This is a genomic window from Planotetraspora sp. A-T 1434 (assembly GCF_025420585.1).
In the GTDB taxonomy this organism is placed as follows: domain Bacteria; phylum Actinomycetota; class Actinomycetes; order Streptosporangiales; family Streptosporangiaceae; genus JAOEGB01.
This window is the reverse complement of the sequence record NZ_JAOEGB010000008.1, coordinates 1-23,834: the sequence shown is the minus strand read 5'-3', so window position 1 is coordinate 23,834 and position 23,834 is coordinate 1. Positions and strand designations below refer to the sequence as shown.

At 71.1% G+C, this 23,834-nt stretch carries 20 protein-coding genes; all 20 read right to left on the bottom strand.

The genetic code is table 11. The features are described from left to right. Positions 1 to 41: 41 nt before the first annotated feature. The 20 genes from N5079_RS12350 to N5079_RS12255 all read right to left on the bottom strand — a co-directional run bounded on the left by N5079_RS12350 (position 42) and on the right by N5079_RS12255 (position 23,739). A complete protein-coding gene (locus N5079_RS12350; RefSeq protein ID WP_261583782.1) occupies positions 42 to 1,298 on the bottom strand; it encodes a glutamate-5-semialdehyde dehydrogenase in 1,257 nt (418 codons plus the stop codon). Further along, positions 1,291 to 2,511: a glutamate 5-kinase gene (gene proB, locus N5079_RS12345; protein ID WP_410007782.1), complete on the bottom strand. Its 1,221-nt coding sequence runs from the start codon at positions 2,509 to 2,511 to the stop codon at positions 1,291 to 1,293. The genes N5079_RS12350 and proB overlap by 8 nt, the downstream gene beginning before the upstream one ends. Positions 2,512 to 2,601: 90 nt before the next feature. Beyond that, complete coding sequence (gene obgE / locus N5079_RS12340; RefSeq protein ID WP_261583780.1) at positions 2,602 to 3,954, bottom strand: GTPase ObgE; 1,353 nt, start codon at positions 3,952 to 3,954, stop codon at positions 2,602 to 2,604. 83 nt (positions 3,955 to 4,037) lie between these two features. After that, on the bottom strand, positions 4,038 to 4,295 hold the full coding sequence (gene rpmA / locus N5079_RS12335; protein WP_203884155.1) for a 50S ribosomal protein L27: 258 nt from the start codon (positions 4,293 to 4,295) through the stop codon (positions 4,038 to 4,040). A gap of 34 nt (positions 4,296 to 4,329) precedes the next feature. Beyond that, positions 4,330 to 4,644, bottom strand: a complete 315-nt coding sequence (rplU, locus tag N5079_RS12330; RefSeq protein ID WP_261583982.1) for a 50S ribosomal protein L21 — start codon at positions 4,642 to 4,644, stop codon at positions 4,330 to 4,332. 186 nt (positions 4,645 to 4,830) lie between these two features. Further along, entirely contained in the window at positions 4,831 to 7,662 is a 2,832-nt protein-coding gene (locus N5079_RS12325) for an Rne/Rng family ribonuclease (RefSeq protein WP_410007777.1), read from the bottom strand. A gap of 184 nt (positions 7,663 to 7,846) precedes the next feature. After that, positions 7,847 to 8,578 (bottom strand): TIGR03936 family radical SAM-associated protein, encoded by a 732-nt coding sequence (locus N5079_RS12320; protein ID WP_261583779.1) that lies wholly within the window; start codon positions 8,576 to 8,578, stop codon positions 7,847 to 7,849. Between the two features lie 128 nt (positions 8,579 to 8,706). Next, a complete protein-coding gene (locus N5079_RS12315; protein ID WP_261583980.1) occupies positions 8,707 to 10,629 on the bottom strand; it encodes a TIGR03960 family B12-binding radical SAM protein in 1,923 nt (640 codons plus the stop codon). A gap of 91 nt (positions 10,630 to 10,720) precedes the next feature. Further along, on the bottom strand, positions 10,721 to 11,614 hold the full coding sequence (locus tag N5079_RS12310; RefSeq protein WP_261583778.1) for a phosphotransferase family protein: 894 nt from the start codon (positions 11,612 to 11,614) through the stop codon (positions 10,721 to 10,723). Then, positions 11,614 to 13,020 (bottom strand): hypothetical protein, encoded by a 1,407-nt coding sequence (locus N5079_RS12305; RefSeq protein ID WP_261583777.1) that lies wholly within the window; start codon positions 13,018 to 13,020, stop codon positions 11,614 to 11,616. The genes N5079_RS12310 and N5079_RS12305 overlap by 1 nt, the downstream gene beginning before the upstream one ends. Positions 13,021 to 13,075: 55 nt before the next feature. Beyond that, positions 13,076 to 13,324 (bottom strand): hypothetical protein, encoded by a 249-nt coding sequence (locus N5079_RS12300; RefSeq protein WP_261583776.1) that lies wholly within the window; start codon positions 13,322 to 13,324, stop codon positions 13,076 to 13,078. A 147-nt stretch (positions 13,325 to 13,471) separates the two neighbouring features. Beyond that, positions 13,472 to 14,641 (bottom strand): rod shape-determining protein RodA, encoded by a 1,170-nt coding sequence (gene rodA / locus N5079_RS12295; protein ID WP_261583775.1) that lies wholly within the window; start codon positions 14,639 to 14,641, stop codon positions 13,472 to 13,474. A 9-nt stretch (positions 14,642 to 14,650) separates the two neighbouring features. Then, positions 14,651 to 16,714 carry a penicillin-binding protein 2 gene (gene mrdA, locus N5079_RS12290; RefSeq protein ID WP_261583774.1) on the bottom strand — a complete coding sequence of 688 codons (2,064 nt, stop codon included), beginning with the start codon at positions 16,712 to 16,714 and terminating at the stop codon, positions 14,651 to 14,653. Then, on the bottom strand, positions 16,711 to 17,223 hold the full coding sequence (gene mreD / locus N5079_RS12285) for a rod shape-determining protein MreD (protein ID WP_261583773.1): 513 nt from the start codon (positions 17,221 to 17,223) through the stop codon (positions 16,711 to 16,713). Before mreD ends, mrdA begins: the two co-directional genes overlap by 4 nt. A gap of 5 nt (positions 17,224 to 17,228) precedes the next feature. Further along, complete coding sequence (mreC, locus tag N5079_RS12280) at positions 17,229 to 18,557, bottom strand: rod shape-determining protein MreC (RefSeq protein WP_261583772.1); 1,329 nt, start codon at positions 18,555 to 18,557, stop codon at positions 17,229 to 17,231. 9 nt (positions 18,558 to 18,566) lie between these two features. After that, positions 18,567 to 19,598 carry a rod shape-determining protein gene (locus N5079_RS12275; RefSeq protein WP_261583771.1) on the bottom strand — a complete coding sequence of 344 codons (1,032 nt, stop codon included), beginning with the start codon at positions 19,596 to 19,598 and terminating at the stop codon, positions 18,567 to 18,569. A 195-nt stretch (positions 19,599 to 19,793) separates the two neighbouring features. Next, entirely contained in the window at positions 19,794 to 20,204 is a 411-nt protein-coding gene (ndk, locus tag N5079_RS12270) for a nucleoside-diphosphate kinase (RefSeq protein ID WP_261583770.1), read from the bottom strand. Positions 20,205 to 20,381: 177 nt separating this feature from the next. Next, the gene (locus tag N5079_RS12265) at positions 20,382 to 22,025 is read right to left on the bottom strand and encodes a hypothetical protein (RefSeq protein WP_261583769.1); all 1,644 of its coding nucleotides are present in this window, start codon (positions 22,023 to 22,025) and stop codon (positions 20,382 to 20,384) included. Positions 22,026 to 22,036: 11 nt separating this feature from the next. Then, complete coding sequence (locus N5079_RS12260) at positions 22,037 to 22,408, bottom strand: DUF4233 domain-containing protein (protein WP_261583768.1); 372 nt, start codon at positions 22,406 to 22,408, stop codon at positions 22,037 to 22,039. Then, a complete protein-coding gene (locus N5079_RS12255) occupies positions 22,405 to 23,739 on the bottom strand; it encodes a bifunctional folylpolyglutamate synthase/dihydrofolate synthase (protein WP_261583767.1) in 1,335 nt (444 codons plus the stop codon). Before N5079_RS12255 ends, N5079_RS12260 begins: the two co-directional genes overlap by 4 nt. Positions 23,740 to 23,834 lie beyond the last annotated feature (95 nt).

Sequence of the window (23,834 nt, the reverse complement as noted above, 5' to 3'; positions counted from 1 at the left end):
ATGGACGAGCGGTGACCGGCGGCGGGGCGTCAGGCGAGGCGTCAGACCCGGATGTGGCCGTCTCCGGTGTAGATCCACTTGGTGGACGTGAGCTCGGGCAGGCCCATCGGGCCGCGCGCGTGCAGCTTCTGGGTGGAGATGCCGATCTCCGCGCCGAAGCCGAACTCCCCGCCGTCCGTGAACCGGGTGGATGCGTTCACCGCCACGGCGGCCGAGTCCACGGTGGCCACGAACCGCCGGGCGGCCTGCTGGGAGCGGGTGACGATCGCGTCGGTGTGGGCCGAGCCGTACCTCCTGATGTGCGCGACCGCGTCCTCCAGCGAGTCGACGACCGCGGCGGCGATGTCGAGCGAGAGGTACTCGGAGGTGAAGTCCTCTTCGGTGGCGGGCACGACGTCGGCGCTGTGGGCTCGCACGCGCTCGTCCCCGTGGACGGTCACGCCCGCGTCCTTGAGCGCCGCGAGCGCCCTCGGGACGAACTCCGCGGCGATGCCGGAATGCACGAGGAACGTCTCGGCGGCGTTGCAAACCGAGGGCCGCTGCGCCTTGGCGTTCACCAGGATCGTGAGGGCCGTGTCGATGTCGGCGTCGGCGTCGACGTAGACGTGGCAGTTGCCCACGCCGGTCTCGATCACCGGTACGGTCGACTCCTCCACGACGCTGTTGATCAGCGACGCGCCGCCGCGCGGAATCAGCACGTCGACCAGCCCACGGGCGCGCATCAGGTGCTTGACCGACTCGCGGGTCAGGCCGGGGACGAGCTGCACGGCCGCCGCGGGCACCTCCGTCTCCGCCAGTGCGTCCTGCATGATCTGGACGAGCACCGTGTTCGACGAGTACGCGCTGGACGAGCCGCGCAGGAGTACGGCGTTGCCGCTCTTGAGGCACAGGGCGGCCGCGTCGACGGTCACGTTCGGACGGCCCTCGTAGATGATCCCGATGACGCCCAGCGGCACCCGGACCTGGCGCAGCTCCAGCCCGTTCGGGAGCGTGCTCCCCCTGACGACCTCGCCGACCGGGTCGGGCAGGTCGGCCACCTGCCGTACGGCTGCCGCGATCTTCTCGACGCGGCCGGCGTCGAGGCGGAGCCGGTCGATCATGGCTTCGGAGGTGCCGCCTTCCCTGGCCTTCGCGACGTCGACGGAGTTGGCCTCGACGATCTCGTCCGCGCGGGCCACCAGGGCGTCCGCCACGGCGCGCAGCGCGGCGTCCTTCGGCGCGCGCGGCAGCGGCGCGAGCACCGTCGCGGCGTCCTTGGCCGCGCGGGCGACCTTCAGAAAGTCCTCTGCCTCAGACATTGCCTCGCGCTCCGTTTGTTTGGTGGTCGGCTTCCAGTATGACGATGTCGTCGCGGTGGATCAGCTCACGCTCGTACTCCGGGCCGAGCGCGCTGGCCAGCTCCCGGGTGGAACGCCCGAGCAGCTCGGGGATCTCCGTCGCGTCGTAGTTGACGAGCCCTCGGGCGACCGGGACGCCGAGGGGGCCGCACAGGTCGACGGGGTCGCCCGCAGCGAAGTCGCCCTCGACGTTGACGACGCCCGCGGGGAGCAGCGACATGCGCCGCCCGACGACGGCCTCGACCGCGCCCGCGTCCAGATGCAGCCGCCCTCTGCCGGTCGCGGCGTGGGCGAGCCAGAGCAGCCGGGTGCCGGGATGACGGCCCCCGGGGTGGAAGTAGGTGCCGACGTCCGCGCCGGCCAGCGCCTGCGCCGCGTGGGCCGCCGCCGTGAGGACGACGGGCACGCCGGCCCCGGTGGCGATCCGGGCCGCCTGCACCTTGGTCACCATGCCGCCGGTGCCGACCCGTCCGGAGGTGCCGAGCTCGACGCCTTCGAGGTCCCCGGGCCCGCGGACCTCGGCGATCCTCGTGGTCCCCTCCCGCCGCGGGTCGCCGTCGTAGAGGGCGTCCACGTCGGACAGCAGCACCATCGCGTCGGCGTGGATCAGGTGGGCCACCAGCGCGGCCAGCCGGTCGTTGTCGCCGAAACGGATCTCGTCGGTGGCCACCGTGTCGTTCTCGTTGACCACCGGCACGATGCCGAGCTCAAGCAGCCGCGCCAGCGTCCGCTGAGCGTTGCGGTGGTGCGACCGCCGCATCATGTCGTCGGCGGTCAGCAGCACCTGGCCGACGCGCAGGCCATACCGGGCGAAGGAGGAGGTGTAGCGGGCGACGAGCACGCCCTGGCCCACGGACGCCGCGGCCTGCTGGGTGGCGAGGTCCTTGGGCCGCGCCCGCAGGCCCAGCGGGCCCAGACCGGCCGCGATGGCTCCCGACGAGACCAGCACGATCTGCGTGCCCGCCTGCCGTCGCGCGCCGAGCACGTCGACGAGCGCGTCGACCCGGTCCACGTCGATCATGCCCTGCGGGGTCGTAAGGGAGGAGGAGCCCACCTTGACGACCAGCCGCGACGCCGTACGGATCCGGTCCCTGCCCGCCGAGCCGGCCGTACCGCGGGCGCCCGGCGCACCTGTGGCGCCCGCCGTGCCTACTGTGCCCGCCGCGCCTGCCATGTCCGCCACGCCGCCGCCCCTGTCCAACCGATCCCGTCCGACGATCCCATCAACGACCCTGCCCAGCCGGCCCTTCTCGGCCGAGACTTCCTAACCGATTCTGCTGTCGGTGCCGCGAGGGCCGCCGACCCGGGTCCGCGTGCCCTCGGACGGCTGCCAGTCGAAGACGTAGCCGCCCTGCATCGGGCCGATGACGACCTCGGCGCCCACCTGCGCCCCCGCCGCGATCAGGGCCTCCTCGACGCCCAGCCGCTCCAGGCGGTCGGCCAGGTAGCCCACGGCCTCGTCGTTGCTGAAGTCGGTCTGGCGGATCCAGCGCTCCGGCTTCTCGCCGGTCACCTGGAAGATCTTGTCGTCGATCCGCCGGACGGCGAAGCCCGCCTCGCCGAGCTGCTTGGGCCGGATCACCAGGCGCGTCGGCTCCTCGACCGGTGCGTCGGCCCGGGCCCGCGCGACCATCTCGCCCATGGCGTACGCCAGGGGCTTGAGGCCCTCGTGGGTGGCGGCGGAGATCTCGAAGACCCGCAGGCCGCGCTCCTCCAGGAGGGGCCTGACGATGTCCGCGAGCTCCCGCCCGTCCGGCACGTCGACCTTGTTGAGCACGACCAGCCGGGGCCGGTCCTGCAGCGAGCCGTAGGCCGCCAGCTCGCCCTCGATGACGTCGAAGTCCGTGATCGGGTCGCGGCCGGGCTCGATCGTGGCGCAGTCGAGGACGTGCACGATGGTCGAGCAGCGCTCGACGTGCCGCAGGAACTCGTGGCCGAGTCCCTTGCCCTCGGACGCCCCCGGGATGAGGCCGGGCACGTCGGCGACCGTGAACACGGTCTCCCCCGCCGTCACGACACCGAGATTGGGAATCAGCGTGGTGAACGGATAGTCCGCGATCTTCGGCCGGGCGGCCGAGAGCGCCGCGACCAGAGACGACTTGCCGGCGTTGGGGAAGCCGACCAGCGCCACGTCGGCGACGGTCTTCAGCTCCAGCGTGATCTCGGCCTCGTCGCCGGGCTCGCCGAGCAGCGCGAAGCCGGGGGCCTTGCGCTTGGCGTTGGCCAGCGCGGCGTTACCGAGGCCGCCGAAGCCACCCTGGGCCGCGACGTACCGGGTGCCCGCGCCGACGAGATCGACCAGCACCTCGCCGGTCTTCGCGTCCTTCACCACCGTCCCGTTGGGCACCGGCAGGACGACGTCGTCGCCGTTGGCGCCGTCACGGTTGGAGCCCATGCCCTGCTTGCCGTTGGCCGCCTTGCGATGGGGACGGTGGTGATATTCCAGCAGAGTGGCGGTGTTGGGATCCACTTCCAGGATCACATCGCCGCCTCGGCCGCCGTTGCCGCCGTCGGGGCCTCCGAGCGGCTTGAACTTCTCCCGGTGGACGGAGGCGCAGCCGTTGCCGCCGTCACCCGCCTTGATGTGCAGGATGACGTTGTCCACGAAGTCAGCCATCAGCCGCTTCCCTCCCCAATAAATGAGATGAGGCGGACCGAATGCTCGATCCGCCTCATCTGCAACGTTTCTCCCGAGCGGATCTACTCCGCGATCGGGATGATGCTCACCGCGCGCCGACCGCGCTTGGTGCCGAACTGCACGTGGCCCGCGGCCAGCGCGAACAGCGTGTCGTCGCCGCCACGCCCGACGTTGTCGCCGGGGTGGAAGTGCGTGCCGCGCTGACGGACGATGATCTCGCCCGCGTTGACGAGCTGACCACCGAAGCGCTTGACGCCGAGCCGCTGAGCGTTCGAGTCACGGCCGTTCCGGGTGGACGAGGCGCCCTTCTTGTGTGCCATGTTTCACTCCCTTTCGGGGGTCGTCCCCCGGAAATTACTGGCCGGGGTTGATGCCGGTGACCTTGACCTGGGTGTACCGCTGGCGGTGACCCTGGCGCTTCTTGTAGCCGGTCTTGTTCTTGTACTTCAGAATGCGAATCTTGGGGCCCTTGGTCTCGCCGAGAATCTCGGCGGTCACCTGGAACCTGCCAAGCGTGGCAGCGTCGGAGGTGACATCGCCGTCGTTGACGACGAGCACCGCCGGCAGCGACACCGAGGACCCAACCTCACCGGCGACCTTGTCCACCTCGAGGACGTCCCCGACGGAGACCTTCTGCTGCCTGCCGCCGCAACGAACGATCGCGTACACCGCGGAACCCTTCTTCTGGCTAAATGCGTAGATGCCGCGCCCCGCATCCGGCTGCTGTCGATAACACGACCGGCGTTCCGGGCAGGCGCGCGAAGCCAGGCGCGCCAGCGGGCGCACCGGTTGACTAGGGTACCGGATTAGCGGCACCCAGGTCGAACCGGGCGGAACACCGGGGAGACGAAGTCGCTAATCGGCCGTCTTCCTGCGGGAACGTCGCCGTCCCCGGGAATGCGCGGCCGGCGCGTCGTCCTCGTCCGGGTCGAGGGCGTCGGTGACGCTGTCACGTCCGTTGCCGGACGCGGCGACAGCCGTACCCTCACTTCCGGCCGCGACCTTCTCGGCCACGGCCTTCTCGATGGCCATCTTGCCCTGCGTGCCGCGCGGCTCGGGCTTCCCCTCGACCGGCTCGGTCGAGATGACGATGCCGCGGCCGTGACAGCAGTCACAGGGCGTGGAGAACGCCTCCAGGAGGCCCTGGCCGACCCGCTTGCGGGTCATCTGAACCAGGCCGAGGGAGGTGACCTCCGCGACCTGGTGCTTGGTCCGGTCCCTGGCCAGGCACTCCAGCAGCCGCCGGAGCACCAGGTCACGGTTGCCTTCCAGCACCATGTCGATGAAGTCGATGACGATGATGCCGCCGATGTCCCGCAGCCGGAGCTGGCGGACGATCTCCTCCGCCGCCTCCAGGTTGTTGCGGGTGACGGTCTCCTCCAGGTTGCCGCCCTGCCCGGTGAACTTGCCGGTGTTGACGTCGACGACGGTCATCGCCTCGGTGCGGTCGATCACGAGGGAGCCGCCCGAGGGCAGCCACACCTTGCGCTCCATCGCCTTGGCGATCTGCTCGTCCACCCGGTAAGCGGAGAAGACGTCGCCGTTCTCCTCCCACTTCGACAGGCGGTCGGCGAGATGCGGCGCGACGTAGCGGACGTACTCGTCCACCGTCTGCCACGCCTCGTCTCCCTCGACCACCAGCGAGGTGAAGTCCTCGTTGAACACGTCGCGGACCACCCGGACCGTCAGGTCGGGCTCGCCGGACAGCAGCTCGGGCGGGCTGGCCGACTTGGCCTTGCGCTGGATGTTCTCCCACTGCGCCGACAGCCGGGCCACGTCGCGGCTGAGCTCCTCCTCCGAGGCGCCCTCCGCCGCGGTGCGCACGATCACGCCGGCGTTCTCCGGCATGACCTTGCGGAGGATCTGCTTGAGCCGCGTCCGCTCCTTGTCCGGGAGCTTGCGGGAGATGCCGGTCATCGAGCCGTCCGGCACGTAGACCAGATACCGGCCGGGCAGGCTGACCTGCGAGGTCAGGCGGGCGCCCTTGTGCCCGATCGGGTCCTTGGTGACCTGGACGAGCACGGCCTGGCCGGACTTGAGCGCCACCTCGATCCGCCTTGGCTGGCCCTCCAGACCGGCGGTGTCGAAGTTGACCTCACCGGCGTACAGCACGGCGTTGCGGCCCTTGCCGATGTCGACGAACGCCGCCTCCATCGAGGGCAGCACGTTCTGCACCTTGCCGAGGTACACGTTGCCGACGTAGGACTGGCTCGACTCCCGGTCGACGTAGTGCTCGACGAGCACGCCGTCCTCGAGCACCGCGATCTGGGTGCGGCCGCCATGGCGGCGCACGACCATGACACGCTCGACCGACTCGCGCCGGGCCAGGAACTCCGACTCGGTGATGATCGGCGGCCTGCGGCGGCCCAGCTCGCGGCCCTCACGGCGGCGCTGCTTCTTCGCCTCCAGCCGCGTGGAGCCGCGCACGCCCTGCACCTCGTCCACCGACGTGGACCGCGTGGCGCGTGGCGCCCGGATGCGGACGACCGTGTTCGGCGGGTCGTCGACGGTGAGCTCGGCCTCCTCGGTCCCCCGGCGGCGGCGACGGCGACGGCGGCGCGAGCCGGCCTGCTCACCCTCGGGCTCCTCCGCCGGCTCCTCGCCCTCCTCGTCCTCGGCCGTCACGGCCTGGGACTCCTCGTCGGAATCCTCGGACTCGTCGGCGTCCCCGCGGATCCTGGCGCCACGGCCGCGGCCGCCCCGGCGGCGCCGGCGCCTGCGGGTGCCGCCCTCGCCGTCGCTCTCGCCCTCGTCCTCGCCGGTTTCGTTCGCCTCGTCGGCGTCGTCGATGTCGGCGTCCTCCGCCGCCTTCTCGGCCGGTACGGCAGGCGGGGGCGACACGGGGCGGGCGGCGAAGGGGTCCGGAGCCTGGAACAGCGGCTGGAAGACGGCCGCCGGAGCCTGGAACGTCACCGACGGCACGGCCGCCTGCGGCGCGGACAGGCCGAAGGGATCGGCCAGCACGCGCGGCTGCGATGCCTCCCCGGCGGCCTCCTCCGTGGCGTCTTCGAGCTCCTCGTCCTCGATCAGGTCCTCACCGGCGGGCTCGTCGTCGAGGGGCTCCTCGGCGGGCAGCCCGAGCTGGAGCGCCGTCGCGACCTCGGCCTCGGCCGCGCTCATCGCCCTGGATCGTTCCGGGGCGACGTCGTCCTTCTTGCGCGTACGGCGACGCCTCGCGGGGGCCGGCTCCTCCTCCTCGGGGGCCACATGACCCGGCACGTGACCGGCCACATGACCGGCCTCGGCGACGGCCTCGTCCGCGGGTTCCTGGACGGTCTTGCGGGTGCGGCTCCGCCGTACGGTCCGGGGCGCCGGGGGCGCCGAGGGCTCGGCGTCGTCCGTGACGGCCTCCGGCGCCACCTCCGCCACGGCGTCCGGCGTGAGATCGGGCACGGGGGCCGTCTCGGCCTCCGGCGCGGTCTTGGCCGAAGCGCGGCGGCGGGTGACCCGCTTGGGCTTGTCCGCCACAGGCGGCTCGGCGGCCGCCGAGGTCTCCTGAACCACCGGGGTCTCCTGAACCACCGGGGTCTCATGGACCGGCGGCGGCGGCTCCGCGACCGCCGGGGCGGGGACCACGGCGGCGGGCGCGGGCTCGTCGGGCTCGGGCGGGGGCCCGGCCGGACGGCTGGCCGAACGGCGGCGCGGCGTGGTCGTCACGCCACCCGTCTCCCGTGGGGCGTCGTTCACGTCGGAACCGTGCACCGAATTGCGCGTTGTCGTATCACCGTCAAGGCTCGCAGCCCTGTCGGTCGGCTCGTTCTCGAGCATGCGGGCGTTCTCCCGTCAGCCCCCGGGCACGTTTCCGCGCCGCGCGGAGGCTCTCGTCTCTCGCGGTCCGCCGGGCCTCCTGTCGGTGCCGCGGCGGCAAGTCTTATAGGTCTCCGCCTGCCCGATCGAGCTCGAACGGGTCGGCGGGCTCACCGGTCGTTGCGTCGAGCGGCCCCTGCGCCAGCCTGGTCACCTCGGGAGGTGACGGCGGCGCGAAGCCTGCCACGAGACGCAGACCCATGAGTACGTCATCGGGCCGGACGGCAGGTGTTTCGTGCCGAACAACCATACGAAGTATGACACACGGCGGCCCGGGCTCCTGACCTGCCGTTCTCTCGTTCCCGTCCGTGACGGCCACCGAACGGACCGCCTGACGGGCGTCGAAGCGCCGCATTCCCTTCTTGGTCAGCCGCTCGACCTCGACGTGGCCGGCCGCCAGGAACTTCTCCACCGCACCCGCGGCCTCCTCCGGATCGGCCCCGGGCAGCCGCAACTCCCACGTCGAGCCCTCCAGCCGGTCGGCCAGGCTCCCGGCGCGCGCCTCGACCACGTCGAGCACGTCGAGGCCGGGCGGCAGCGAGGCGTCGAGGTCGGCGCGGAGCCGCTGCGGGTCGCAGTGCCGGCTCACGCCGATCTCCAGATATTCGGCCTCGCTCGCCACCCCGGTCGGGGCGGCGCCGGCGTAGGAGATCTTCGGGTGGGGGCTGAACCCCGCGCTGAACGCCACCGGGATGTCAGCCCGCCGCACCGCCCTTTCGACGGCGCGGGAGATGTCACGGTGGCTGGTGAAGCGCAGGCGGCCCCGCTTGGCGTAGCGCACGCGGAGGCGCTGCACCGCGGGCGCGGGGGCGGGTCCATCGGGAACGGGTTTCAGAGTTCCGTCGTCCTTCCGAGGTCGGTTCGGTGTCTTTCAGGATAGGCCCCCCGCCCGGGGGAGCCTGTCAGATGATCGTTGAGCTACGGTCAGACCACGGTGAGCGGCAGCAGCTTCTTGCCCGTGGGGCCGATCTGGATCTCCGTCCCCATGGTCGGGCAGACGCCGCAGTCGTAGCAGGGAGTCCAGCGGCAGTCCTCGACCTCCACGTCGCCCGTCGCGTCCTGCCAGTCCTGCCAGAGCCACTCCCGGTCCAGGCCGGCGTCGAGGTGATCCCAGGGGAGCACCTCGTGCTCCTCCCGCTCGCGGGTGGTGTACCAGTCGACGTCGACAGGCTCGCCGGAGAGCGCCCGCTCGGCGGCGGCCATCCACCGGTCGTAGGAGAAGTGCTCGCTCCAGCCGTCGAAGCGGCCACCGTCCTCCCACACCGCCCGGATGACCCTGCCCACGCGGCGGTCGCCGCGCGACAGCAGCCCCTCCACGATCGACGGCTTGCCGTCGTGGTAGCGGTAGCCGATGGCCCTGCCGTACTCCTTGTCGCCGCGGAGGGCGTCGCGGAGCTCGCGCAGCCGGCGGTCCACCGTCTCGTGGTCGCACTGGGCGGCCCACTGGAACGGCGTGTGCGGCTTGGGCACGAACCCGCCGATGGAGACCGTGCAGCGGACGTCCCGGGAGCCGGTCGCCTCGCGGCCCGCCTTGATGACCTTCTTGGCCAGGTCGGCGATGCCGAGAACGTCCACATCCTCCTCGGTCGGCAGCCCGCACATGAAATAGAGCTTCACCTGCCGCCAGCCCTGGCTGTACGCCGTGGTGACGGTGCGGATCAGGTCCTCCTCGGTGACCATCTTGTTGATCACCTTGCGCATCCGCTCGGAGCCGCCCTCGGGTGCGAAGGTCAGCCCGGAACGGCGCCCGTTGCGGGAGAACTCATTGGCCAGGTCGATGTTGAACGCGTCGACCCGCGTGGAGGGCAGCGAGAGACCGGTCTGCGTGCCCTCGTAACGGTCGGCGAGGCCCTTGGCGACCTCGGCGATCTCGGAGTGGTCGGCGCTCGACAGCGAGAGCAGGCCGACCTCGCTGAAGCCGGACTCCTTGAGGCCCACCTCGACCATGTCGCCGATGGTGGTGATCGACCGCTCCCGCACCGGACGGGTGATCATCCCGGCCTGGCAGAAGCGGCAGCCGCGGGTGCAGCCGCGGAAGATCTCCACGCTGAACCGCTCGTGGACCGTCTCGGCGAGCGGGACGAGCGGCTTCTTCGGGTAGGGCCACTCGTCCAGGTCCATGACCGTGTGCTTGAAGACCCGCGACGGAACGCCCGGGCGGTTGGGGACGACCCGCTTGATGCGGCCGTCCGGGTGGTACTCGACGTCGTAGAACTTGGGGACGTACACCCCTCCGGTGGAGGCGAGCCGCATGAGCAGCTCGTCGCGGCCGCCGGGGCGGCCCTCGCCCTTCCACTCGCGGACGACCTCGGAGATCGCGATGGCGATCTGCTCTCCGTCGCCGAGGACGGCGGCGTCGAGGAAGTCGGCGATCGGCTCGGGGTTGAACGCGGCGTGGCCGCCGGCCAGCACGATCGGGTCCTCACCGGTCCGCTCGACCGCGTCCAGCGGGATCCCCGCCAGGTCGAGCGCGGTCAGCAGGTTGGTGTAACCCAGCTCGGTGGAGAACGAGACCCCGAGGACGTCGAAGGCGCGCACCGGCCGGTGGGCGTCGACCGTGAACTGCGGGACGCCCTCGGACCGCATCAGCGCCTCGAGGTCTGGCCAGACGGCGTAGGTTCGCTCGGCCAGCGTCTCGGGCAACTCGTTGAGGATCTCGTAGAGGATCTGCACGCCCTGGTTGGGCAGGCCGACCTCGTAGGCGTCCGGGTACATGAGAGCCCACCGGACCGTCGCCTCGTCCCAGTCCTTGATCGTCGAGTTCAGCTCACCCCCGACGTACTGGATCGGCTTCTGCACCTTGGGCAGAAGCGGTTCCAGGCGGGGGAACAATGACTCGACTGCGATCTCAGAAGTCGGCATGAGATTGCGGGACGCTGCGATCTCAGAAGTCGGCATGAGATTGCGGGACACAGACATGGGTCCCAGCGTAGCCGCTTCAGAAAGCGTGCCAGATCCGATCGTCGCCCGCGCGGAGCGAGGAGAGCCGGTGCCGGAGCTCCTCATGACCTGCGGGATCGCGGTGGGCATTGCGCAGCACAGCCGTCAGCGTCTGGAGCTCCCGGATGTCGCGGAGCACCGCATAACCCGCCCAGTCCCTGACGTCGTAGCCGTAAGCTCCGGCGAATCCGGCCCGCTGCGTGTCCGACAGCCCGAACCGCGCACCCTGCAGCGTCGGGACGAGGTCGATCTCGCGCGGCCCGGCGCTCACCGAGTCCCAGTCGCACAGCAGGAGCCGCTCCGGCGTGCGGATCAGGTTGCCCCGGTGCGCGTCCCCGTGCACCAGCCCGTACGGCAGGGCGAACTCGACCTGCTCGTAGTAGGCCTCCATGAGCGTGGAACACCGTTCCAGCAGCCAGGCGCGCTCCTCGTCGCTGAGGACGCGGCTGGCCGTCACGGCCCGCCGTACGCGGCCGAACGGGTCGTAGGTCGGCAGCTCGAACGGCACGGGCGGCAGCGTGTGCAGCCACCGCAGCATGACGCCGAGCGCCGCCGGGTCCTCAGCGCGGCCGGCGTCCGGCCCCTCGTTCTCGTAGTGCCAGAAGGTCGCGAGGCACCCTTCGACGGCGAGCGGCTGCCGGACGTCCAGCGGCCGGGTCACGGGGAAGCCCTGCGCGTCGAGCCAGCGGGTGACCTTGAGCGAGGTGACGAGCCGCTCGAACTTGCCCGGGGTGGTGGCCTCCGCCAGGCGGACGATCACCCCCTCGCCCGGAAGGTGGTACACCACGTTGGCGAAGCTCCGCAGCAGCCGCGCTCCGGCGGCGCTGAGCCCGGCCTGGCGGCACGCCTCGGCGAGCGCGGGCGGGGTGCCCGCGACGGTGAAGACCGACATCAGCCGCTCCCCTCGGGCAGGGCGCGGGCGGCGGACTGCGGCAGGCCGACCGCGCAGAACCCCTCAAGCCGGCTCGCGAAGCTGCCGCCGAGCAGCTTGCGGGTCGATCCCAGCGTCTCTGCGAGGCTGTCGATGCGGCGTTCGGGCGGGAGGTCGAGCAGCGGGGTCAGCGCCTCCTCCGCGCCGTCGGGGTCGTCCTCCATGAGGTGGGCGACGGCGAGGTGGGCGCCCGCCATCGCCTCGCAGCCGTACGACCGGTGCTGGGGGTCGCCCGTGGCGTACAGGTCGAGGGCCGTCCTCGCCTCCTGGATGGCCGGAGCCGACTGGCCGAGATGCAGGCGTGTCACGGCCGCGTAGTAGGCGTGCTTGGCCGGCCGGAACGCGAACTCGCCGGCGAAGCCGTCATGGAGCTCGTCGCCCGGTTCCGCCTCGCGGGCCTCCAGGGCCAGTGCCAGCTCCCGCTCCGCCTCCGCCGTACGGCCGAGCATCGCGGTGGCGCGGGCGCGGAGCATGTGCAGGCGCGCTCCGCCCTGGCCCCGCGCCAGGTGGGTGAGACCGTCCTGGGCGTAGCCCGCGGCGTCCTCGTAGCGCCTGTCCCACAGCGCCACCGACGCCTGCATGCCGCGCGCCCAGCCCATGAGCGACTGGTGCCCGGCGATCCTGCCGTAGGTCCACGCGGCCCTGGCCAGCGTATCGGCGGGGACCCGGCGGCCCATGTCCATGCTCGCGTTGGCCATCAGCCCGCACAGCGCCCCGGTCAGGAAGTACAGCTCGCCCGACTGGATCGGGTGGATCCGCCGCTCCAGCGCCCGCCGGGTCTGCTCCTGGAGCGCCCGCATCTCGACGAAGAGCGGCAGCGGCGCCTCCCAGACGTACCGCCTGGCCACCCAGATCACCTGGGTGCGGAGCCGTTCGAGCGTGCTGTCGCCGATCTCGCTCGTCTCGACCCGCTCTGCGTGCTCGCTCGCCTCCATCGCGGCCGCGGAGATCGGGTCCGGCCCGGCCGCGCGCGGCCGCCGGAGGTCCTCCGGGGTGTAGTCGCGGGCGAAGCCGAGCTGCACCGGGCCGGTCTCGAACAGCCGGCACAGCAGGTCCGTGTAGTCGCGGTCGGGACGCGCCCCGGCCTCCCATTCGCGCCAGGAGCGCTCCGTGAGCCCGCGGCGCTTGACCTGCTCTCGGTCGCACATCGCGTGGAAGCGCTCGATCGCCTCCTCCACCGTCCATCCGTGGGCGAGGCGCAGGCACTTGAACCGGGACGCCTGCGGGCAGCAGACGTGGATCTCCTCGGCGATCTGGTGGATGACGGCCGCCGTCGGCGGTTCGCCGAAGCTGGCCAGCGTCCGCTCGCGGATGATCGCGGCGCACTGGATGGCGGACCGATCGCCGCCGCGTGAGGGTTGTGTCATCGGCTCTCCAGGTGGTGACCCCAGTCACGCTAGCGTCGCGATCGTCACAAAACGGTCACCCTGCGCACTGCGAGTTGCTCTCCTTCCCGTGGAGAGGGGCGATGGTGCCGCCGTTGCGCAGCTGGGCCAGGAAGAGCTGGCCACAGAGGCTGCTGGGGGTCTGGGCGAACCACACCGTCGGCGGGTCGCCCGCTGCCGCGGCGGCCCAGCGGCCGCCGCCGTACACGATCCGATAGTCCGGGAAGGCGGTGCGCAGCAGCTCAAGGGCCCGCTCGCGCTCCCGCGCCTCATCGTCCGGAGTCACCGTTCCTCCGTAATGGTCCGTTCAGCCCCCGAACCAGTTCCGTTCCCATGGTGTTCGCTTGACGGACCTGACGCCAGTGAGAGCCGGGACCCGGTTCCCTGCGGCGCGCTCTCATGCGCGCTCTCATGCGTGCTCTCATGCGTGCTCTCATGCGGAGAGGGCGCGCTCCCGGACATGGATCGCCTGGAGGATGCCGACCGCGATCATGTTGGCGAACGTCGCCGTGCCACCGTACGAGACGAACGGCAGGGGCACGCCCGTGATCGGCATGATGCCGATGGTCATCCCGACGTTGACCAGGGTCTGGAAGGCCATCCAGGTGACGATCCCGGCGGCGACCAGTGCGCCGAAGCGATCCTCGCACATCCGGGCGATGCGCAGGCCGCGCAGCAGCACGACCCCGAGCAGCGCCACGACCGTGACGGTCCCCACGAAGCCGAACTCCTCGCCCGCCACCGTGAAGATGAAGTCGGTGTGCTGCTCCGGCACGAAACGCCCGGTGGTCTGCCCGCCGTGGAACAGGCCCTTCCCGAACAGCTCACCCGATCCGATCGCCACCAGCGCCTGCGTGCTGTTGTATCCGACGCCGCGCGGGTCACTGGCGGGGTTGATCAGCGCGGTGAACCGGGCCACCTGGTAGGGCTTCATCAGCCCGAGGGACCACACGGCCAGCCCGCCGGCCGCGGCCAGCAGCACCGACGCCACGATCCACCGCTTGCGCACACCGGCGAAGACGATGATCCCGCCCGTGATGACCACGAGCACCATCGTGGTGCCGAGGTCGGGCTCAAGCATGACCAGCGACGCCGCGACCCCCGCCGCGGCGAGGCAGAGCGCCAGGTCGACGACCCGGGGGCGGTCCTTCCCCTCTGCGGAACGCACGAGCAGCCGCGCCATGAATACGATCAGAGCCGGTTTGGCCAGCTCAGCGGGCTGTACGGCGAAGCCGCCCCCGAGCATGATCCACGAGTGGTGCCCGTTGATGGTCGATCCCATCGGGGTGATGACCAGCAGGAGCCCCATGATGGCCACGCCGTACAGGAAGGGGGCGTACCTGCGCAGCCAGCGGTAGTCGCTCACCGCCACGACGCTGTAGAGCGCCAGGCCGATGCACAGGTTCAGAACGTGCTTCTTGACCAGCCCCGTCGGCTCGTTGGACACCCAGGTCCGGGTGGACGACCAGACCAGCAGCGTGCCGATGACGCTCAGCGCGATCACCGCCGCGAGGAGCAGGCCGTCCATCCGCCATACCGGAGCCCCCTGGCCCACCGCCCGCCTGGCGAGGGACCGTCTCCGTACCCGCACCGCGTCAGGCATGGCGCCGCCTCATTGGGTGACCGTCCCGTCCTGCTTGATCACAGGCAGGCGGCTCGCCGGCCGTCCGTCGGGGAGCGCCGGCTTGACCGGCTTGCCGTCCTCGCTCTTGCCGATCCCGTAGATGCCCTCCCAGATGCGCCGCACGGCGGGCGCCGCCGTCTCGGCGCCGAAGCCGCCCTGGGACACCAGCACGACGGCCACGAAGCGCGGGTTGTCCGCCGGAGCGAACGACGCGAACCACGAGGTGTCCGCCTTGCCCCAGACCTCGGCCGTACCGGTCTTGCCGCCGATCTTCACCTGGTCCATCGGGAACCCGCGGAACGCGCCCGCCGCCGTGCCGTCGGACGGCACCTCGCTGAGCGCCTTACGGATGTAGTCGCGCGTCTCGTCGCTGATCGGCAGGTGGCGGACCACCGGCACCGGGATCTCCTTGACGACGCTGCCGTCAGGCCGGACGACCGCCCAGCCGACACGCGGGCTGCGCACGTTGCCGTCGCCGACCAGAGCGGCGTACGCCCTGGCGAGCTGAAGGGGGGTGACCTGCACGTCACCCTGGCCGATGGAGAAGTTGGCCGCCTCGTAGGCGTGGTAGATGAAGCCCTCCAGGCAGTTCTCGTTGGCGAGCCGCTTGGCGAACGCCGCGCGGCCCTCGTCCTTCATCTCCGGATAGCCGGTCTTGGCCCGCTTGCACATGTGGTCCTTGGAGGCGTTCCACAGGTTCCGCTTCCAGGCGCGGGTGGGGATGAGGCCGGGAGACTCGCCCGGCAGGTCGACGCCCGTCAGCTCGCCGAACCCGTAGGCGCGGGCCATGTTGGGCATCGGCTCCTTGATCTTGGCCTTGGGGGTGTTGCCGCCGTCGCGCTGCCACTCCTCGTACCCCGCCCGGTAGAAGACCGTGTCACACGACTTCACCAGCGCCGTGTGCAGGGATATGGAGCCCAGGGCCATGCCGCCGGCGTTGCCGAACGCCCGGCCGCCGACGTTGTACGCGCTCGGACACTCGTAGGTGCCGTTCAGCGGGGAGCCGTCCGCGACCATCGCCGAGACCGAGCTGATCTTGAAGGTCGATCCGGGCGCGTAGGTGCCGTTGATGACCCGGGACACGAGCGGCTTGCCCGACTTGCCGGACAGCAGCCGCTGGTAGTCCTTCTCCGCGATGCCGCCCGTCCACACCGCGGGGTCATAGGTCGGCCGGCTGGCCATCGCGATGACCCGGCCGGTCTTCACGTCGAGGACGACGCCGGCGGCGCTGTCGGAGTTCGGAGACTCCCTCATCGCCTGGTCCAGGGACTTCTCCACGATGGACTGCACGTTCGCGTCGATGCTCGTGATCAGCGTGTCGCCCGGTGTCGGCGCTGCCTGCTGCTCCACCGCGATGACCTTGCCCATCCGGTCCACCTGCACGCGGCGAAGCCCCGGCTTGCCGCGCAGAGCCGAGTCATAGGAGTACTCCAGGCCGTCGCGGCCCACCAGGTCGACGCCCGAGTAGCTGGCCTTCAGCCCCTCACGCCGCTCCAGCTCCTCCTTCGTGACCGGCTGGAGGTAACCCAGAAGCTGCGCGGCGTCCTTGCCGCCAGGGTAGGAGCGCACCGCCTGGATCTCGGCGGTCACGCCGGGGAAGTCCTCCTGCCGCTCCAGGATCTGCAGCGCCACACGGGGGTTCACGTGGTCGTCGACCGGAGTCGGCGTGTACGGCGAGCCAGGCCAGCAGGGCCGCGAAATACCCGGGCCGCATGGACGTATGCGCTGTTTGAGCTGGTCGAACTTGAGCCCCAGCACGGACGACAGCCGCTTCAGCACAGCGTCACCGCCGTCCGGCATCCGCTCGAACCTGGACCGGTCGATCGAGACCACCAGGCTGGTGCGGTTGCGGACCAGCGGGCGGCCGGAGGCGTCGAGGATCGGGCCCCGGAGGGCCGGCACGCGGACCTCCCGGGTGCGGGTCTCGGTCGCCACCGCGACGAACTGCGCCCCCTGGACCATCTGCACCTGCCAGAGCCGCACGCCCAGCACAGCGAGCATCGCCACGACGAGCAATTGCAGGACGAACAGCCGCACCCTCAACCGATTCATGCCATCCCCCGTCTCCAGCCCCTCATCGACTCCGTCTCACCGGGGCGCCTCCTGCGATGCGGGGCGGACACCGCCCACAGCACCACGGGCGCCGCGAGGAGGTTGCACAGCGCGATCGGCGGCCAGGCCGCGCGGAGGACGGCCCAGCTCACGCCGGGATCTCCGAGCAGCGCTCCGAGTCCTGCCGCCAGGCCGGGCGCGACTACCGCACAGGACATCACGGCCAGCAGCGGCAGCTGATCACCGAGCCGCCCGGCCAGCCAGCCGAGGGCGCACATCACCAGCGCGTACTGCCCCAGCGGGTGGTCGGCGGGGGGCAGCAGGTCGTAGGCCAGGCCACCACAGAATCCGATCACCGCTCCGGGAAGCGGCCCGCGCAGTGCCGCCAGAGAGAGAACGACCAGCAGCACCAGATCCGGCGCGATCCTGGGGGACAGCCGGTTCACGAATCCGGCCTGGATCACCAGAGCCGCGAAGACGAGCAGCGCGGCGGTCAGGTTGCGAAGCATCGGGATCAGGCCCTCCTGTCCTGCCGCCGGTGCTTCCCGTCCGCCGTGTCGTCCCGGGCGTTCGCGAGCGCGTTCTTCCGGACGTCGGCGGCCGCGTTTCGCCGCGCGTTCGCGGCCGCGTTGGGCCGGGGGTTGTCCCGCGCGTTCTTCCGGGCGTCGGGGGACGCGTTCGGCTGCCGGGCGTCGGCGAGCGGATGCTCACGCGCGGCCACCGTCGGATGCTCCCGCGCGTGCCGCTGAGGGTTCGCCGGAGGAGCGGTGCGCGCGACCGCGGGAGAGGCTTCCGGACCCGGCTCGTGCCGCGCCCTTTCCCGTTCCCTGTCCGTCGCGCCTCTGCCCGTCTCCCTGCCAAGCTCTCTGCCGGGTCCCCTGCCCGGGTCCAGCGGACGGGCCTCGACGGGCGGCCAGACCTCCGTCGACGGCTTCGCGGGCCGCGGCGCGGGCGGCTTGGCCGGCTGGGGCACCGGTGGCAGTACGGAGTCACGCGGATCACGCTTGGGCGCCTGGGTCACGACCCCGACGACGTCGATCGAGGAGAAGTCGGCGAACGGCCTGGCGTACGCGATCCGGGTCAGCTCGCCCGGCGTGTGCTCCACCCGCTCGATCACGCCGATCGGCACTCCCGCCACGTACGGCGTGTTCCGCTGGGAGCCGAAGGACACGATCCGGCGGCCCACCGCCACGGGGACGGCGTCGTCCAGCAGCCGGAACTTGATCAGATTGTCGCTGCCCCCGGCCTCCCCGAGACCACTGACGACACCCAGCTCGTTGCCGCCTTCGAGTCGGGCGCCCGCGGACAGCGCGGGATCGGTGAGCAGGACGACGGTCGAGGTGCTGGGGCCCGCGTAGACGACGCGGCCGATCAGGCCCTCACCGCTCAGCACCGTCATGTCGGTCCGCACCCCGTCGTTGGTGCCCGCGTCGATCTCGACGGCGTCCTCGAATCCAGGCGTGGCGCGACGGGCCACGACCTGGGCCGGGACGACGCGGTAGCGGCCGAGCCCCGCCAGCCCGAGCATCCGGTCGAGCTTCGCCACCCGGGCCTTGTCGAGGCGCTGCGCGGACAGCTGGGTCTTCAGGCTCGCGTTCTCCTTGCGGAGGTCGGTGATGACCCGCTCCGCCCCCGGAGCGTCGTGGAGGGTCTTGAAGAAACCGGCGATCGGCGCCGTGACGGCCGAGGTCGCCCCTTCGAACTTCCCGAACACCGTGGAGGCCACGTCGCGCACCGGCGCCAGTAGCGACCCGTGCGCGGCACGGTGGTCCACGGTGATCAGGATCAGCGCGGTCCCGATGAGGATGCCGAGTGTGAGACGGGTGCGGCGGGTGTCTCTCATGACGGCTCCTTAGCTGCGGGGCTCCTGCACGAGAACCTGCTGGAGCGCCTCGAAGTCCTCCACGCACTTCCCGGACCCCAGCGCGACCGAGTCGAGAGCGTTGTCCGCGAGATGGACGGGCATGCCGGTCTCATCCCTCAGCCGGTCGACCATGCCTTTGAGCAGCGCGCCCCCGCCCGTCAGCGCGATGCCGCGGTCCATGAGGTCGCCGGACAGCTCCGGCGGGCACTTGTCCAGCGTGGACTTCACCGCGTCGACGATCACATTGACCGGCTCCGCCGTGGCCCTGCGGATCTCCTCGGCCGAGACGACGATCGTCTTCGGCAGGCCGGTGACGAGATCCCTGCCGCGGATCTCGGCGTGGAAGTCCTCCCCCGTGGTGTGCGCCGACCCAATGGCGATCTTCACTTCCTCCGCTGTGCGCTCCCCCAGCATCAGGGAGTATTCTTTCTTGGCGAAGGTCATGACCGCCTGGTCCAGCTCGTCGCCGGCCACGCGGATCGACTGGCTCGTCACGATGCCGCCCATCGAGATGATCGCCACCTCGGTGGTGCCGCCTCCGATGTCCACCACCATGTTGCCGGTCGGCTCGTGAACCGGCAGGCCTGCGCCGATGGCGGCCGCCATGGGCTCCTCGACGATGTAGACCCGCCGGGCGCCGGCCTGGTAGCCCGCTTCCTTCACGGCACGCTGCTCGACTCCCGTGATCCCACTGGGAACCGCCACGATGATGCGAGGCCGTACGAAGTGCCGGCGCTTGTGGACCTTCTGGAGGAAATATCGCAGCATGCGTTCTGTGACGTCGAAGTCCGCGATGACCCCGTCCCTGAGAGGGCGGATGGCCACGATATTGCCGGGCGTTCGCCCGATCATCCGCTTCGCTTCGATTCCGACCGCCACGATCTTGCCCGTCGTGACGTTGAGGGCGACGACGGATGGCTCGTTCAGCACGATTCCGCGCCCTCGCACGTAGACCAGAGTGTTCGCCGTGCCAAGGTCAACCGCCATGTCACGGCCCAGGAATGTCAGCTTGCTGCCCATGCGGAAGGAAGCCTTCCTTCAGGTGGTTAGCGGGATAACGCATCGCACTCGAATCGTAACGCGATGTGCTCATGACTGGGCACATCGAGCTATCAGGCACGGGGAAAATCTGCGCACCCCTGACCAGAGAAGCGTCACCGCCTGGAAAAACACGAAAGGCCCCGGTTTAGGCCGGGGCCGTACGTGTGGCAAGCGCTAGAAACGGTCCGGGAAGAAGATCTTGATCTCGCGGGCCGCGGACTCGGGCGAGTCAGAGCCGTGCACGACGTTCTCACCGATCTCCAGGGCGTGGTCGCCCCGGATGGTCCCGGGGGGCGACTTCACCGGGTCGGTGAGGCCGGCCAGGGCGCGGAACGCCTCGACCGCGCGGGGGCCCTCGACGACGAGCGCGACCAGCGGGGCGGAGGTGATGAACTCCACCAGCTCGCCGAAGAACGGGCGCTCGGAGTGCTCGGCGTAGTGCGCCTTGGCGGTCTCGGCGTCGAGCGTGCGCAGGTCCATCGCCACGACCTTGAGGCCCTTGCGCTCGATGCGGCCGATGACGTCGCCGATGAGGCCTCGCCGGACACCGTCCGGCTTGATCAGGACAAGCGTGCGCTCGGACACGGGTTCTCTCCTTGCTTCGATGCTCAGGTGATTTGGTGCTCAGGTGATGGTGCTGCGGTGGCGCGCGGTGCTGGATGACCCGGTCCCTGGAACCGGCCCTGGAACCCGATCCCTGGGAACCGGTGCCGGAATGACCCGGTGCCGGCCCGGGGCCGGGAGCTCCGGCGCAACGGCAGCTTACCGGTCCGACAGCGGCTCTCCGGTCGCGCCGCCGTCGTCCTCGGGCGACGGCGTGGGGGCCGGGATCACCACATGCCCGTCCCGCGCGGCTCGGGCCTGCCCTGACGCGGCGGCCGCACCGGACGGGGACGTCCCGGCGTCACGGCGGGCGAGGACCGCCGCGAAGACGATGATCCCGACCACCGCGAATCCGCCGGCCAGCGCCCACGCGTGCAGGGCGCCGATGAACCCGTCGACGAGCGCCTGCTTGGTGGCGTCTCCGGACTGGCTGACCCCCCGCAGAAGGTTCACCTGGATGCCCGTTCCCAGGAGGAAGCCCGCGAGCACGGCGGGAAAGCACAGCGACAGGCCGAGCAGCGCCGCGCCGACACCCGCCTCCCGGAGCGCGCCCACCAGCGCCACCGCCGAGCCCGCCGCCAGGAGCACGAACGGCACCACGAGCGGCGGGCCGTACGGCGCGGGCACGAGCAACCGGATCGCGCACAGCCCGATCACGACGGCCGCCAGGCCCCCGCCCGTGAGCTTCGCCGTCATCGCCTCCGGGACGAGCCCGGCCACGACGGCGGCGCCGAGAGCCGCCACCGCGGCCAGCAGGAACGGCAGCCACAGCCCCGAGAGGCCCGGACCGCCGAGGCCGCCCAGCTCCACGTAGGTGGCCTGCGCGGCCGTCGGCAGGACCACCAGACCCACCGCGACGTTGGTGAAGGCCACCGCGCGCCCGCCGGGCTGCTCGGATGTGCCGACCGCGCCGAGGGCCAGCATCGCGATCACCGCGAGGCCCGCCACGGCGATGACCAGGGCCGGCGGCCAGTCGTAGGTCGTGCCGACGGCCAGCACGGCGATGCCCGCGGCCGGCACGGCCGCCAGTGTGAGCCTCCCCCGCTCGGCAGCGGTCGGCGGGCTCAAGGCCGGCGGCACCGGGCTCACGGTTACGACGTCATCCCCGTACGGCTCGCCCTCCGGGTTGTCGATCATCGGCTTTTCGCCCATCGCGCCGGTCCCCCGGATCACGGCCGCCCCGTCTCCGGCGACGAGCCAGAGGACGAGATAGGCGGCGGCGAGCCCGAGGGCGATCCCGGTGAGCAACGGATAGGGCTGGAGGGTGACCTGCCAGGAGTCCACCTCGTCCAGCGGCCACAGCGCCAGCGCCTGGGCCGACAGCAGGCTCACCGCCAGCATGCCCGCCCAGATCGGCAGCAGGATGCCCCGGCGCGGCCGCTCGGAGACGGCCACGAGGGTGGCCGGCACCAGCACTCCCGCGCCGATTCCGTGGATCACGCGCAGCAGCGCCACCAGCGCGGTCGATCCCGCGTAGCCTCCGGCGACGTCGGCCAGGGCCAGCAGCGTGAGCCCGGCCACGAGGATCGGCGCGGCGCGGAACCGGCGGACGGCGACCGCGGCCAGCGGGACGGTCAGCAGCATCGCCGGCAGCGCCAGGCCATGGGCCCGCATCATCGAGATCTGCGAGACGCCGGGCGGCAGCAGGGCGGCCACCACCGAGATGGTGTTGGGGATGGCGACGACCGCGAGGGGCAGGGCGACCGCGGTGAGCAGCCCGATCACGATGTCGAGCAGCAGGGGGACGCGGACGGCGCGAACCGCCACGGCGGTCCGGGCCTGCGGGACGGGAGGGACGGCCATGGTTGCCGACTTTAGCGCTTCGTCGCCCCTTCGACACGGCGAGCGACGAATATGGCCGTTATCCACAACGCGGCGAAGATCACTCCAAGGAAGAACATCGCCGGAACGAGGAATCCGGTGGCGATCGCGAGGACCTGGATGACGCTTCCCGCGATGTACCCGGACGGCCGTTTGAGCAGCCCCACCACGATCACGCACAGGACGGCCAGCCCGATCCCGACCGTCACCGCGAGCGCCGGCCGGACGTGGTTGATCGCGATCGCGACCGGGGTCGTCAGGCCGATGACGATGGCCTCCATGCCCAGCACGCTCGCGCAGAGCCGTCGCATGCCGGGAGTCACCTCGAACACGCCGCTCCCGGCTTCCGGGCGATCCGCGGTCACTTGTCGGCCTTCAACAGGATGCGGGCGTCGCCCACGGTGACCACGGAACCGGTGATCAGCACTCCGGAGCCGAACTCGTCGCCCTGGTCGGCCAGCCCGATCGCGATGTCGATGGCGTCGTCGAGCCGGTCGGCCTGGTGGACCCGATCCTGGCCGAACACGCTGCCCGCGCGCTCCGCCAACTCGTCCGGGTCCATGGACCGCGGTGAGGAGTTCCGTGTCACCACGACCTCTTCCACGATGGGCTCCAGGAGCTCGAGGATCGCGTCGACGTCCTTGTCCCCCATCGCGGCCACCACGGCGATGAGCCGCGTGAAGCCGAAAGACTCGGTCAGCGCGTCAACCGTGGCCTCCATGCCGCCGGGGTTGTGCGCCGCGTCCAGGACCACCGTCGGCCCACGTCGGACGATCTCCAGTCTTCCCGGGCTGGAAGCCTGCGCGAACGCCTGCCGTACGAGATCGTCACCAAGGGGGTCGTCGCCGGCCGTGAGCGCCTCGACGGCGGCCAGCGCCGCGGCGGCGTTGCCCGCCTGGTGCGCGCCGTACAGGGGAAGGAAGACGTCCTCGTAGACCCCCTTGAGGCCCCTGAGCTGGAGCAGCTGCCCGCCCATCCCGAGCTCGCGGTGGAGGACGCCGAACTCCAGCCCCTCGCGCGCGACGACCGCGCCGACCTCGGCCGCGCGGCGCATCAGCACCTCCGCCGCCTCGAGAGGCTGCTGCGCCAGGACGGCCGTCGCCCCGGGCTTGATGATGCCGGCCTTCTCCTTGGAGATCGTCTCGACATCCGGGCCCAGATAGTCCGTGTGGTCGAGGGAGATCGGCGTGATGACGGCCACCGTGCCGTCCGCGACGTTGGTGGCGTCCCACGACCCGCCCATGCCGGTCTCGATGACCGCCACGTCGACGGGCGTGTCCGCGAAGGCCGCGAAAGCCATCGCGGTCAGCACCTCGAAGAAGCTCAGCCTGCCGGCCTTGGCGTCGATCATCCCCAGGTACGGCTCGATGTCCTTGTAGACCTCGGTGAAGCGCTCCTCCGACAGCGGCTCTCCGTCGACCGAGATGCGCTCGCGCATGGAGGTCAGGTGCGGGCTCGTGTAACGGCCGACGCGCAGATTGCGCTCCTTCAGAAGCGACTCCGCCATCCGCGCGGTGCTCGTCTTGCCGTTCGTCCCCGCGATATGGATGACAGGGAAAGCCTTCTGAGGGTCGCCGAGGAGCTCCAGCAACGCGCTGATCCGGTCGAGGGTGGGATCGAAGTCCCACTCCACTCCCCTGGCCATGATCGCTTGTTCGACGGCTCGATATTCCACGTCATCAGCGTACGGGCACATTGCCGTGGTGGCGCTTCCGACCCTGGACGGCAAAGCCCTCGAAATGGCCCCGGAAATAGAGAAAGCCACCCCAGCTGGGATGGCTTCCTCAAAAA